Annotated in this window: 8 protein-coding genes and 1 tRNA gene; 4 read left to right on the top strand and 5 right to left on the bottom strand. The window is 72.0% G+C overall.

Annotated elements, in window-relative coordinates; translation table 11 throughout:
* Nucleotides 1–71: transfer RNA gene (locus ACR807_RS21395), tRNA-Arg, on the bottom strand.
* Between the two features lie 131 nt (nucleotides 72–202).
* Between ACR807_RS21395 and ACR807_RS21390 the strand changes: the two genes are divergently transcribed.
* Together ACR807_RS21390 and ACR807_RS21385 are read left to right on the top strand one after the other, a co-directional pair.
* Nucleotides 203–889, top strand: coding sequence for an alpha/beta fold hydrolase (locus tag ACR807_RS21390; protein ID WP_438923144.1), 687 nt, complete (start codon nucleotides 203–205; stop codon nucleotides 887–889).
* Nucleotides 890–933: 44 nt separating this feature from the next.
* Nucleotides 934–1,872, top strand: coding sequence for a cation diffusion facilitator family transporter (locus ACR807_RS21385; protein WP_438923143.1), 939 nt, complete (start codon nucleotides 934–936; stop codon nucleotides 1,870–1,872).
* Between the two features lie 9 nt (nucleotides 1,873–1,881).
* Here ACR807_RS21385 and ACR807_RS21380 read toward each other — a convergent pair whose 3' ends face one another.
* The 4 genes from ACR807_RS21380 to ACR807_RS21365 all read right to left on the bottom strand — a co-directional run bounded on the left by ACR807_RS21380 (nucleotide 1,882) and on the right by ACR807_RS21365 (nucleotide 10,231).
* A complete protein-coding gene (locus ACR807_RS21380) occupies nucleotides 1,882–6,162 on the bottom strand; it encodes a GH92 family glycosyl hydrolase (protein ID WP_438923142.1) in 4,281 nt (1,426 codons plus the stop codon).
* Between the two features lie 428 nt (nucleotides 6,163–6,590).
* Entirely contained in the window at nucleotides 6,591–8,522 is a 1,932-nt protein-coding gene (locus ACR807_RS21375; RefSeq protein ID WP_438923141.1) for an acyl-CoA dehydrogenase family protein, read from the bottom strand.
* Nucleotides 8,523–8,664: 142 nt separating this feature from the next.
* A complete protein-coding gene (locus ACR807_RS21370) occupies nucleotides 8,665–9,351 on the bottom strand; it encodes a DUF305 domain-containing protein (RefSeq protein ID WP_438923140.1) in 687 nt (228 codons plus the stop codon).
* Nucleotides 9,352–9,361: 10 nt separating this feature from the next.
* Entirely contained in the window at nucleotides 9,362–10,231 is an 870-nt protein-coding gene (locus tag ACR807_RS21365; RefSeq protein ID WP_438923139.1) for a thioredoxin-like domain-containing protein, read from the bottom strand.
* 172 nt (nucleotides 10,232–10,403) lie between these two features.
* On the opposite strand from ACR807_RS21365, the gene argS reads away from it, so the two are divergent.
* Both argS and lysA read left to right on the top strand, forming a co-directional pair.
* Complete coding sequence (gene argS / locus ACR807_RS21360) at nucleotides 10,404–12,053, top strand: arginine--tRNA ligase (RefSeq protein WP_438923138.1); 1,650 nt, start codon at nucleotides 10,404–10,406, stop codon at nucleotides 12,051–12,053.
* Nucleotides 12,053–13,477 (top strand): diaminopimelate decarboxylase, encoded by a 1,425-nt coding sequence (gene lysA / locus ACR807_RS21355; RefSeq protein WP_438923137.1) that lies wholly within the window; start codon nucleotides 12,053–12,055, stop codon nucleotides 13,475–13,477. The genes argS and lysA overlap by 1 nt, the downstream gene beginning before the upstream one ends.

The following is a 13,477-nucleotide window of genomic DNA, read 5'->3' as shown; positions in this document are numbered from 1 at the left end:
GCCCCCGGCAGGATTCGAACCTGCGCACCCGCCTCCGGAGGGCGGTGCTCTATCCCCTGAGCTACGGGGGCCGCAGCTACGGGGGGAAGCTTAGCGCACTGCCGCACGCCGGTTTCACCCCCTACCCTTTTGGGTTGTGGAACGGGTGGTTCAGGGCTTTGACCTGCGGCTTCGGGTTGTCGAGGGTGGGGTGCCCGGTGGGGTGCCCGTCGTGCTGGTGCACGGGTACCCGGACACGTCCTCGGTGTGGGACGAGGTCGCCGAGCGGCTCGGGCGGCGGTTCCGGGTCGTTCGGTACGACGTGCGGGGGTGCGGTGGGTCGGAGGCTCCCGGGGAGCGGGACGGGTACCGGGTCGAGGTGCTCGTGGAGGACCTGCTGGCGGTCGTGCGGGAGGCGGGGGCGCCCGTCCACCTGGTGGGGCACGACTGGGGCTCCGTCCAGGGGTGGGCGGCGGTGGCGGCGCACCCCGGCTTGTTCCGGTCGTTCGTGAGCCTGTCCGGGCCCGGGTTGGCGCACCTGGGGCGGGTGCCGGTCCGGACCAAGGCGCGGTCCTGGTACGTCGGGGTGTTCCTGGTGCCCGGGGTCGCGGAGGCGGTGTGGCGGGTCGGGTGGGTCCGGCGGCTGCTGCGCGCGGGGCGGCGGGAGCTGGTCAACGGGTTGGAGCTGTACCGGGCCAACGTGGGTCGGCGGTTCGAGCCGGTGGCGGTCGAGGTTCCGGTTCACCAGGTCGAGTTGGTTCGGGACCCTTTCGTGGGTCCCGGGCACCTGGACGCCGCGAAGCCCTGGGTTCGGCGGTTGACCCGCAGTCGGGTGCGCGCCGGGCACTGGGCGCTCCGGACGCACCCCGATCTCGTCGCCGAGCGCATCGGGGCGGCCATCGGACCGTGATCGACGGGTTGCACTCATGCGCATGTGACTATATTTTCCGAACCATGGGTCACGGGCATGGGCACGGGGTGTCGGCCGGCGGCGGGAACGGGGGCGGGCACGCCAGCAGCAGTGCCCGGCACCTCCGGCGGCTCTGGGTGGCGTTCGCCATCGGAGCGGTGTTCATGCTGGTCGAGGGGGTCGTCGGCATCACGACGGGCTCGTTGGCGCTGATCTCCGACGCCGCCCACATGCTGACCGACGTGCTGGGCGTGGGCATGGCGCTGGCCGCGATCGCGCTGGCGAACAAGGCGGGCACGAGCGGGAGCCGGACGTTCGGGCTCTACCGGGCCGAGGTGCTGGCCGCGCTGGCCAACGCGGTGCTGCTGTTCGGCGTCGCCGGGTACGTCGTCCACGAGGCCGTGGGCCGCTTCGGGAACCCGCCCGAGGTGCCGGGCCTGCCCGTGCTGCTGGCGGCGGCGGCCGGGCTCGTCGCGAACCTCGTGTCGTTCGCGGTGCTGCGGGAGGGCGCCAAGGAGAGCCTCAACGTCCGGGGCGCGTACCTGGAGGTGCTGGCCGACCTCGTGGGTTCGGTCGCCGTGCTGGTCAGCGGCGCGGTCACGCTGGTCTTCGGGTGGCGCTACGCCGACCCGGTCACGGGTGTCGCCATCGGGCTGTGGGTGCTGCCCCGGACCTACAAGCTGGCGGCGAGCGCGCTGCGCATCCTGTTCCAGCACGCCCCGGAGCGGTTGGACGTGAGCGAGGTACTGGCCGACCTCAACCGGCTGCCGGGGGTGGCGGAGGCCCACGACCTGCACGTCTGGACGCTCACCTCGGGCATGGAGGTCGCCTCCGCCCACCTCACGACGTGCCGGGGCGCGGACCCCGCCGACGTGCTCGAAGCCGCCCAGGACCTGCTCGCGCAGCGGTACCGGATCGAGCACGCCACGCTCCAGGTCGAACCAGGAGATTCCGCGCAGAGGTGCCGCGAAATCTCCTGGTGACCCGTCACCTCACAGTCCCGAGCACTGCCCCGAACGCGGGCCGCGCACGTCGTTCGCCCAGCCGTTGTTCACCGGCGCGGGGTTGCCGGCCAGGCACGACATCGGCCCGCCGACGGTGTTGCCGGCCAGCAGCGACCCGCCCTTGTTGCCGATCAGGCTGACCGGGCCGCGGACGTCGGTCCGCTCCAGCGCCACCGGGCCCGAGGCGCCGGTGATGCTGACCGGGCCGCCGACGCGGGTGCCGACGAGCACGACCGCCGCCGCGCCCGCCGCGGACACGGGACCCCGCAGCTCGCCGCCGAACACGTACAGCGACGCGCCCGCCGACACCGACACGGGACCGGTCACGGTCGCGCCGTCCACGCACGTCACGCCCGACCGCACCTGCAGCGGCCCGGTGTGCGTCCCCGTCACGGTGGCCGCGCACGTCACGAACGGCTTGGCCAGCAGCTCCACCTCGGCCAGCACGACCGGGGCCGGGAACTCCAGCCGGTAGTGGGCGTAGTGGCCGGGCCTGGCGACCTTGAACGACCGCGTCTGCTGCCGGTCCCGGAAGACCTCACCCGACCGCGAGTCCACGTCCACCCACGTCGTGCCGTCGTAGGACCCCTTGAGGACCCACGCGGACGGGTCGCCGCCCGCGGTCTTCGCCGAGGTCAGCGTGTAGAACTCCGCCTGCTCGCGGACCGACGGCGCGGCCACCTGGAGCCACGACAGCGGGCCGGACGTCGCCGAGGTGTCGTCCACCAGCGGCGCGACCGGGTCCGAGGACGTGACGGCGCCCGCGACCAGCACGTCCCGCAGCGGCTTGGGCGCCTCGTCACCGGTGGTCAGCGACGGCGGCGCGGCGTCGGCGCCGGTGGCCCAGCGGGACGGCGAGGCGCCCATCTCGAAGTCGAGCACGCCGCCGGAGGCGAGGGAGGAGTGGTCCAGGTACGCCTTGTCCCACTTCTGACCGTTGACCTTCAGCGACTGCACGTAGATGTTCTCCGAGCTGTTCTTCGGCGCGTTCACGACCAGCGACCTGCCGTTGTCCATCCGCACGGTGGCCTTGGTGAACAGCGGCGACCCGATCGCGTAGGTGTCGTTGCCCATCTGGAGCGGGTAGAAGCCGAGCGCGCTGAACAGCCACCAGGCCGACTGCTCGCCGTTGTCCTCGTCGCCGGGGTAGCCCTGGCCGATCTCGCTGCCCAGGTAGAGCCGGGACAGGATCTCGCGCACCTTCTCCTGCGTCTTCCACGGCTGACCGGCGTAGTCGTACATGTAGGTGATGTGGTGCGAGACCTGGTTGGAGTGGCCGAGCTGGCCCATCCGCACGTCCCGCGCCTCGGTCATCTCGTGGATCACGCCGCCGTAGGAGCCGGTGAACTTCGCCGTCTCGGGCGTGGCGAAGAACTCGTCCAGCTTCGACGCCAGGCCGTCGCGACCGCCGTAGAGGTTGGCCAGGCCCCGACCGTCGTGCGGCACCGAGAACGCCATGTTCCAGCCGTCGGTCTCGGTGTAGTCGTGGCCCCACTCGCGCGGGTCGTAGTCCTCGGGGGACTCGCGCCGGGTGCCGTCCGGCTCGCGGCCCTGGAAGAAGCCGGTCGCCGGGTCGAACATGTGCACGTAGTTCTGCGCGCGGTTGGTGAAGTACTCGTGGTCCGCGAGGTAGCGGGCCTCACCGGTCTGCTCGTGCAGCGCCTTGGCCATGTTGGCGATGCCGTAGTCGTTGACGTAGCCCTCGATCGCCCACGACATGCCCTCGCCGGTGGCGGTGGACGTGTAGCCGGTGAAGATCGAGGTCTCCAGGCCCTTGCGGCCCACGCCCGCGTTCGGCGGCGCGACGGTCGCGTTCTTCACGGCGGCGTCGTAGGCGGCCACCGCGTCGGGCAGGTCCACGCCCTTGACGAACGCGTCGGCGAACGCCACGTCGGAGCTGGTGCCGGTCATCAGGTTGGCGTAGCCGGGGGAGGACCAGCGGGAGATCCAGCCGCCGTCCCGGTACTGCTGCACGAACCCGTCGGCCAGCTCGGCGGCCTTGCCGGGGGTCAGGAGGCTGTACGCGGGCCACGTGGTCCGGTAGGTGTCCCAGAACCCGTTGTTGACGTAGATCCTGCCGTCCACGACCTTCGCGCCGGTCCGCGTCGGCGTGCCGGGTCCGGAGGGCTGCACGGGCGAGGCGTACCGGTACGCGGGCGCGGCGGCCGTGCCCGTGTTCTCGAAGCCCGAGTTCGGGTAGAGGTAGAGCCGGTACAGGTTCGAGTACAGCGTGGTCAGCTGGTCCTCGGTGGCGCCCTCGACCTCGACGGTGTCGAGCACGTCGTCCCAGGCGGCCTGCGCCCGGTCGCGCACGGAGTCGAACGTGTCCGAGGGGGACACCTCCAGCTCCAGGTTCTTCTTCGCCTGGTCCACGCCGATCAGCGAGGTGGCGATCCGCATCGTCACGGTCTTGTCCGACGAGGTGTCGAACGAGAAGTAGCCGGCCACGTCGTCGCGGCCCGCGCCGGTCAGCCTGCCGCTCGCGGTCACCGGCTTGTCCACGACGCCGTAGACGAACATCCGGGTCGCGCCGGTCGACAGGCCGCTCTTGACGTCGGAGAAGCCGGTCACCACGCCGGTCGCCGGGTCGAGGGACAGGCCGCCGCTGTTGTTGACGTTGTCGAACACCAGGTTCGAGGAGCCCTCGGTGAAGGTGAACCGGAACACCGCCGCGTGGTCGGTCGGCGCGATCTCGGTCTTCATGCCGTTCTCGAACGACACGCCGTAGTAGTGCGCCCGCGCGACCTCGTTCTCGTGCTTGAACGGCAGCGCGCGCAGCGCCCGGTCCGCGGTCGGCGCGCCGATCGTCGGCATGACCTGGAACGTCTGCCGGTCACCCATCCACGGGCTGGGCTCGTGGCTCGCGGTGAACGCCTGGAGCGTCGGCAGGTTGTCCCGGTTGTTGTTCTTCGCGTACTCGTAGAGCCAGCTGATCGAGCCCGCGTTCGTCATGGGCGACCAGAAGTTGAAGCCGTGCGGCACCGCGGTGGCCGGGAAGTTGTTGCCCCGGGAGAACGAGCCGCTGGAGTTCGTGCCCCGCGTGGTCAGCACCCAGTCCGACGGGCGGGCGCGCTCCACGACGGCGGGCGCGGACTTGACCGCGATGTCGTCGAACCAGCCGTTGAACCCGGCCGGGCCGTCCGGGTTGTCGTACGCGACCAGGACGCGCTCGATCGTCTTGCCCGCGGCGACCGAGCCGATGACGGACGCGACGCGGTTCCACTGGTTCGTGTAGAGCGACTTCGCCTCGCCCTGGCCCCTCGGGGACAGCTCGAAGCCGTGCTGGTCGCGCGCGCCGAGCTCGCTCAGGTAGGTGCCGTCGGAGAACGCCAGGTCGACCGCGGCGAACGTGGCCGGGTAGTTCAGGTCGTCCGTGGTGAACGACGGGAACACCAGGTAGGACAGCTCCGTGGTCCCCGTGACCGGGATGTCGACCTCGAACACCTTGTTGTACGAGTAGCCGCGGCCCTCGGCGGTGTGCGTGCCCTGGTAGCGCAGCGCGCGCACGCCGGTGAAGCCCGCGCCCGCCTTGGCGTTGTAGCCGCCGTTGGCGCCCTTGCCCACGGTGGTGCGCATGTTCTGCGCGGGCGGGGTGGTGGAGCCGTCGGAGAACTGCACCTCGGCCAGCTGCACGAGGTTCACGCCGCCCGCGTTCGCGGCGATGTCGAGCCGGTAGTGCCGGAACGCGGTGGTGTTCGCGAGGTCGTAGCCCTTGGTCTGGAAGCGCTCGGCGAACGCCTCGCCGGTGCGGGTGTCGAGGTCGGTCCACGTCGTGCCGTCGTCCGAGCCGCGCAGCACCCAGTCCCGGGGGTCGCGCTCGGGCGCGTCGTTGGCGGACGACAGGGCGTACCGCTTCACGGCCACCGGCTCGGCGAAGGTGAACCGCACCCAGCCGGTCGGCGTGAAGGTCAGCCACTTCGACGCGGTGGCGCCGTCGACGAGGTTCCCGGCGACCTCGCCGGACCCGCTGTTCTCGGAGTTCGCGACCACGTCGACCACGCGGTCGGTGACGTTGCCGGGGATGCCGGTGGAGTCGGAGCCGTCGACGCCCGAGGTCTTCGGGGTGCCGTCCGGCGCGGTCTCGACCGTGCTCAGCCAGGTCGGCTGCGGTTGCCCGTCCTCGAACGACGAGGCGAAGAGGGTCTCGCTCACGGCTGGCTCCCCCGGCTCCGGTGCGGCGGTCGCGGGGGAATAGCCTCCCACGCCCCCCAGCGCCAGCGCAGCGGTCGCCAGGACCACCAGCGGTCGTCTACTTCGCATGTGCCTCATCGCGCACGCCTCTCGCCTCGTACCCGGCCGATGTTTAGCGAAGCAAAAGGCCCTTGTGACATCGTTGTCAAGGGTGCCCCGTCAACTTGTCCGCAAGCCTGTCCGACCGCTGCTCCAACCGATCCACGCCCGTCGTCGGGGGCGCGCCCCTCGTGCCCGGGATGCGGTCACACTCCGGGCGTAGTCGAGAGTGCCTCACCTGCTAATTCACTCGTTTGTAGTAGGTGTAAACCGGCCGGTAATGACATAGCGTTACGTCACCTCCTCCTGGAGGGTGTTGTGTCCTTCCGTTGCAGTACCGGGGAGTCGGGAAGGGAGTACGGGGGACGTGGTCCCCTCCCGACCGTCGCCCGGGGCAGGTGCCGCGCCCGCAACCACCTGCCCCGGGCAGCAACACCCCGTACCGGGCGGCGACACCCCGCGGCACCTCAGGTCTTGCGGTGCACGTTCGCCGCGGTCGACGGCCCGTGCGCCGAGTCCGCGATCCACGGCCCCGGCACCGAGGGGTCGAGCACCCCCTCCTCCAGCCAGGTGAACCGCCCGGCGAGCACGTGCTCCGCCAGCCGCCGGTCCGAGTCGTCCGAGTTGCGCCACAGCCGGTCGAACAGCTCGTCCACCCGCACGCGGGCCTGCCGCGCGAACGCGTCGGCGAGCCCCACCGCCCGGTCGCCGTCCGCCGCCGCCCGCACGCAGGTCGCGCTGATCGCGAACAGCTCCGCGCCGATGTCCACCACCCGCGCCAGGAAGCGCTGCTTGCGCTCCATCCGCCCCTGCCAGCGGGACATCGCGTAGAACGTCTGCCGCGCCAACCTGCGGCAGGCCCGCTCGACGAACCGCAGGTGCCCGGCGAGCGGCCCGAACTCGGCGTACGCCCGGGGCACCTGGCCCTTGCCGACCACGAGCGTCGGCAGCCACTTCGCGTAGAACCGGCCCGCGTTCGCCGCCGCGCGCGCCTTGCGCCGCACGTCGGCCTCGGGGTCGACGATGTCGCCCGCCACGGCCAGGTGCGCGTCCACCGCCTCGCGCGCGATCAGCAGGTGCATGATCTCGGTCGAGCCCTCGAAGATCCGGTTGATCCGCAGGTCGCGCAGCACCTGCTCGGCCGGCACGCCGCGCTCGCCGCGGGCGGCCAGCGAGTCGGCCGTCTCGAAACCGCGCCCGCCGCGCAGCTGCACCAGCTCGTCCGCGACCAGCCACGCCATCTCCGAGCCGTACAGCTTGGCCAGCGCGGCCTCGATGCGGATGTCGTGCCCGCCCGCGTCGGCCAGCTCGCTCGACAGGTCGAGCACGGCCTCCAGCGCGTACGCGGTGGCCGCGATGAACGCCACCTTGCCCGCGATGGCCTCGTGCCTGCCCACCGGCAGGCCCCACTGCACCCGTGCGCCCGTCCACTCCCGGGCGATCTTCAGGCACCACTTGGCCGCGCCCGCGCACAGCGCGGGCAGCGACAGCCGGCCGGTGTTGAGCGTGGTGAGCGCGATCTTCAGGCCCGCGCCCTCCTCGCCGATCAGGTTCTCCCGCGGCACGCGCACGTCGTGGAACCGGGTGACGCCGTTCTCCAGGCCGCGCAGGCCCAGGAACTCGTTGCGCCGCTCCACGGTGATGCCGGGGGAGTCGCCCTCCACGACGAACGCGCTGATCCCCTTGCCGGGCACCTGCGCCATCACCACCAGCAGGTCGGCCACCACGCCGTTGGTGGTCCACAGCTTCACGCCGTTGAGCAGGTACCCGTCCTCGGTGGGCGTGGCCGTGGCGCCCAGGCGCGCGGGGTCGCTGCCGACGTCGGGCTCGGTGAGCAGGAACGCGCTGATCTCGCCGGTCGCGCAGCGCGGCAGGTAGGTCCTCTTCTGCTCGTCGGTGCCGAACAGGCTGATCGGCTGCGGCACGCCGATGGACTGGTGGGCCGACAGCATCGCGCTCAGCGCGGGGCTGACCGAGCCGACGAGCATCAGCGCCCGGTTGTAGTAGACCTGCGAGAGCCCCAGGCCGCCGTACTCGGGCTTGATCTTCATGCCGAACGCGCCGAGCTGCTTGAGGCCCGTGAGCACGTGGTCGGGGATGCGCGCCTGCCGCTCGATGAGCAGGCCGTCGACGGTGCTCTCGCAGTACTCGCGGAGCGCCTCCAGGAACGTCTCGCCGCGCTCGCGGTCCTCCGCCGACCCGCTGGGGTGCGGGTGGATCAGGTCGAGCCGGAAGTGGCCGAGGAACAGGTCGCGACCGAAGCTGGGGTCCCGCCAGCGGGTCTCGCGCGCCTGCTCGGCGACCTTCCGCGCGGTGCGCTCGTCCACGCGCCGCCCGGGAGGGGCCGTGCCGGGGTCCGCTCGTTCGGGGTCCGCTCGTTCGGGGTCCACTGCGGTCATCGCTGACCTCCAGGCGCCGGGCTTCCCACGCTACTACCGGCGGGTAGCCCCAATCGGGTGACGCGCACACACCGGCACTTCGGCAACCCGAGCCAGGGCTACGGCGGCGCGGGTCACGGCAGCAGGGCTACGGCGGCGCGGGCTACGGCAGCGGGGACGCGCCGCGCTCGCGGATGAGCTGCTCCATGTAGGCGCTCTCGCTCTTCTGCGAGCCCAGCATGTTGTCCGAGAGCGTCCGCACGACGGACTGGCCGGCGTGCGTGGCGGCGTACTGCGCCATGGGCGAGCCGCCCTGGTGGTGGCGCAGCATCAGCTGGAGGAAGTACACGTCGAACTCCGGGCCGGAGAGCCCGCGCAGCCTGTTCAGCTCCTGCGTGGTCGCCATGCCCGGCATCAGGCCCGTGGTGCCGGCGTCCGCCGCGGCCGTGTGGTCGTGGCTCGCGCTCGTCATCCACTTCATGTGGGTGCCGTCGACCGACTGCTCCTGGTAGCCCCAGAGGCTCAGCCAGCCCTTCATCCGGCCCACCTGCTCCAGCTGGGTGGACTGGATGTCGAAGGCGAGCTGGCGGATGGTCGCGTCGGTCGTCTTGTCCCGCGCCAGGTTGGCCATCGTGACGCCCTGGAGGTGGTGGGCGGCCATGTCCTGGAGGAACCCGACGTCGACCGAGTCCGCCGCCGGGGTGGACGAGGTGTTGTCCTGCCCCGGCAGCTTGATCAGCAGGCCGACCGCCGCGCCGAGCAGCAGCACGGCGACCACCGCCACCGCCACGACGGCGGCGCGGGTCGCGGTCGCGCCGCGCCGCTGCTCGGGTTCGATCGGTTCGGTCATGGCCGGGTCGTCAGCTGGACGGCGTGGTGCTCGGCGCGCCGGGGGCGGACGGGTCGGCGGCGGGCGCGCTCGGGTCGGCGGCCGGGGCGCTCGGGTCGACGGCGCCGGTCTGGCCGGTCTCCGCCGCGTCGGTCTGGCCACCGTCCATCGGGACGGCGTCCGGGCCCGGGGCCTCCGCCACGAACGGCGGCGGGTTGGTCACGTCGAACGTGCTGGAGTCGCAGGTCGCGCCGATCTCCGGGTAGGTCCACTGGTTGCGGCGCAGCGACTGGATGAACTGGTCGATCCGCGGGTCGTCGGCGCTCTCCACCTTGAGCTGGTGGCCCCACGACTGGAGCGAGACCGGCTTGTCCAGGCCGGGGTACGGCGACATCATCGTGAACTGCTGACCCTCGACCCGGTCGCGCAGCTTGGTCAGCGCGTCACCGGTCACCTGGTCCGGGTTGTACGCGATCCACACGGCGCCGTGCTCCAGGCCGTGGACCATGTTCTCGGTGCGCACCGCGCTCTCGTAGACCACGCCGGTGCACGCGGCCCAGACGCCGTCGTGCGGCCCGCCGAACGGCGGCGACTGGTCGTAGGCGACCCGCTGCTCGGCCGTGACGTGCTTGCCCTCGGCGTACTCCTTCTTCACGACGCCCTCGATCTTGTCCGAGGGGTCCTTGTTCTCCTCGGACGGGTTCCACTGGGCGAGCGCGGCTTCCTTGGCGTTCTTGTCGGCGATCTGCGAGTACGCGTACCCGAACACGGTGCCCGCCAGCGCCAGCACCGCGATCACGGCGATGATGGTCCCCCAGGGCTTCGGCTTCTTCGCCACCACCGAGGAGCGCGCCGCCGCAACGCTGGAGCGCGCGGCCTTCGTCTTCTTGCCGCTGGTCATGTCCGCCTCAGATCTCGTCGTACGCCCGTGCCGCCGGTCAGTGTAGGGACACCGTGTCTGATCACCGTCAACTCCCCGTCACGCCGGGTGGTCGTCAACAGTTGACCCATCTCACTGTCCGGGACGTCCATCCCGGCGCAGACCAGCGGGAACGCTTCCCTAGACTTGTCGGGTGACTCCCGCTGCGCTCGCTGAACTGGTCCGCGCGACGGCCGTGGACGTGCTGTCCACCCGCGGCCTCGACCCCGCCTCCCTCCCGACGGCGGTCACGATCGAGCGACCGCGCAACCCCGAGCACGGCGACTACGCCACGAACGTGGCCCTCCAGGCCGCGAAGAAGGCCGGCGTCCCGCCCCGCGACCTGGCCGGCTGGCTGGCCGAGGCGCTGACCGGCACGGACGCCATCGCCACCGTCGAGGTCGCCGGTCCGGGCTTCCTCAACCTGCGGCTCGCCGCCGACGCGCAGGGCGCGATCGTGCGCGACGTGCTCGCGGGCGGCGACGCCTACGGCCGCGGCGACGCCCTGACCGGCAAGAAGATCAACCTGGAGTTCGTCTCGGCGAACCCGACGGGCCCGATCCACCTCGGCGGCACCCGCTGGGCGGCGGTCGGCGACGCGCTGGGCCGCATCCTCGCGGCCAACGGCGGCGAGGTGACCCGCGAGTACTACTTCAACGACGCCGGCGCGCAGATCGACCGGTTCGTGCGGTCCCTGATCGCCGCCGCCAAGGGCGAGCCCGCCCCCGAGGACGGCTACGCCGGCGGCTACATCAGCGACATCGCCGCCGAGGTGATCCGGCAGGAGCCCAGCGCCCTGACCTCGGAGGACTCGCACGAGGTCTTCCGCCGCGTCGGCGTCGGGCTGATGTTCGAGGAGATCAAGAAGGACCTGCACGACTTCGGCACCGACTTCGACGTCTTCTTCCACGAGGACTCGCTGCACAAGTCCGGCGCGGTCGCCAAGGCCGTCGAGCAGCTCAAGGGCTCGGACTCGCTGTACTTCGAGAACGGCGCCTGGTGGCTGCGCTCCACCGAGTTCGGCGACGACAAGGACCGCGTGGTCATCAAGAGCGACGGCGACCCGGCGTACATCGCCGGCGACATCGCGTACCTGGTGGACAAGCGGTCGCGCGGCTTCGACCTGTGCATCTACATGCTCGGCGCCGACCACCACGGCTACATCGGCCGGCTCAAGGCCGCCGCCGCCGCGCTCGGCGACGACCCCGACTCGGTCGAGGTGCTGATCGGCCAGATGGTGAACCTGGTCAGCGACGGCAGGCCGGTGCGGATGAGCAAGCGCGCGGGCACCGTCATCACCATGCAGGACCTGGTCGAGGCGGTGGGCGTGGACGCGGCCCGGTACGCGATGACCCGCTCCTCGGTCGACTCGTCCCTGGACATCGACCTGGACCTGCTGCGCAAGCGCAGCAACGACAACCCGGTGTTCTACGTCCAGTACGCGCACTCGCGGATCTCCTCGGTGCTGCGCAACGCCGCCGAGCTGGGCGTGACGCCGAACGAGTCCTACGAGCTGCTGTCGCACGACCGCGAGGGCGACCTGATCCGCACGATCGGCGAGTTCCCGCGCGTCGTCGCCACCGCCGGTGAGCTGCGCGAACCCCACCGGGTCGCGCGCTACCTGGAGGAGCTGGCGGGCACCCTGCACCGGTTCTACGACACCAAGGAGCTGCGCGTGCTGCCGCGCGGCGACGACGAGGTCACCGAGGTGCAGCGCGCCCGCCTGGCCCTGTGCGTCGCGGCCCGCCAGGTGTTCGCCAACGGCCTGGCCCTGCTGGGCGTGACCGCCCCGGAGCGGATGTGATGCGCGCCCACCCGGCCGGTCCCCGGCACGCCGACGTCCTGCTGCCCGGGAGCACCGCGGGCAGCCGCCCCTCCTCGCCCGACCAGCTGAACGAACTTCACCCGAAGGTGTGGCCGCGCAACGCCGAGCGCGGCGCCGACGGCGCGGTCCGCCTCGCCGGCGTCGACGTGCGCGCGCTCGCCGAGGAGCACGGCACGCCGCTGTTCGTGATGGACGAGGCCGACTTCCGGGCCCGCTGCCGCGAGCACGCCGAGGCGTTCGGCGACCCGACGCGCGTGCACTACGCGTCCAAGGCGTTCCTCTCCGTCGCGGTGGCCCGCTGGGTCGCCGAGGAGGGGCTGAGCATCGACGTGGCCAGCGGCGGCGAGCTGGCGGTGGCGCTGCGCGCCGACTTCCCGCCCGAGCGCATCGCGCTGCACGGGAACAACAAGTCGCTCGCCGAGCTGACCGCGGCCGTGGACGTCGGCGTCGGCGCGGTGGTGCTCGACTCGTTCCTGGAGATCGCCCGCCTGGACCAGGTGGCCCGCGAGCGCGGTCGCGTGCAGCCGGTGATGATCCGCGTCACCGTGGGCGTCGAGGCGCACACGCACGAGTTCATCGCCACCGCGCACGAGGACCAGAAGTTCGGCTTCTCGCTGTCCTCCGGCGACGCCGCCGAGGCCGCCCGCCGCGTGCTCAAGTCCGAGGGCCTGCGGCTCGTCGGCCTGCACAGCCACATCGGCTCGCAGATCTTCGACGCGAGCGGCTTCGAGGTCGCCGCGCGCCGGGTCGTCGGCCTGCTGGCCGAGCTGCGCGACGAGCACGGCGACGGCCTCCTCGACCACGTCACCACCGTGGACCTCGGCGGCGGCCTCGGCATCGCCTACACCCCGGACGACGACCCGCCGCCGCCCGCCGAGCTGGCCAGGCAGCTGCGCGACATCGTCGGCAAGGAGTGCGAGCACGCCGGCCTCCCCGCGCCGACGATCGCCGTCGAGCCCGGCCGGGCCATCGTCGGCCCCGGCACGGTGACCCTCTACGAGGTGGGCACCATCAAGGACGTCCAGCTCGACGCGGGCGCGATCCGCCGCTACGTGAGCGTGGACGGCGGCATGAGCGACAACATCCGCACCGCCCTCTACGACGCGGTGTACGACTGCCGGCTGGTCTCCCGCGACGCCCCCGAGGACGCCGCGGCCGTGCTGTGCCGCGTCGTCGGCAAGCACTGCGAGTCCGGCGACGTGGTCGTGCGCGACTGCTGGCTGCCCGACGACCTCGCGCCCGGCGACCTGATCGCGGTCGCCGCCACCGGCGCGTACTGCTACTCCATGGCCAGCGGCTACAACCGGCTCCCGCGACCCGCGCTCGCCGCGGTCGTCGACGGCGAGTCCCGGCTGCTGCTGCGCCGGGAGACCGAGGAAGACCTGTTCCGCCTGGAGGTATGA

Origin of the sequence: Saccharothrix sabaoui (assembly GCF_051756985.1) — a bacterium.
In the GTDB taxonomy this organism is placed as follows: Bacteria; Actinomycetota; Actinomycetes; order Mycobacteriales; family Pseudonocardiaceae; genus Actinosynnema.
This window is presented reverse-complemented; position numbering and strand designations above follow the sequence as displayed.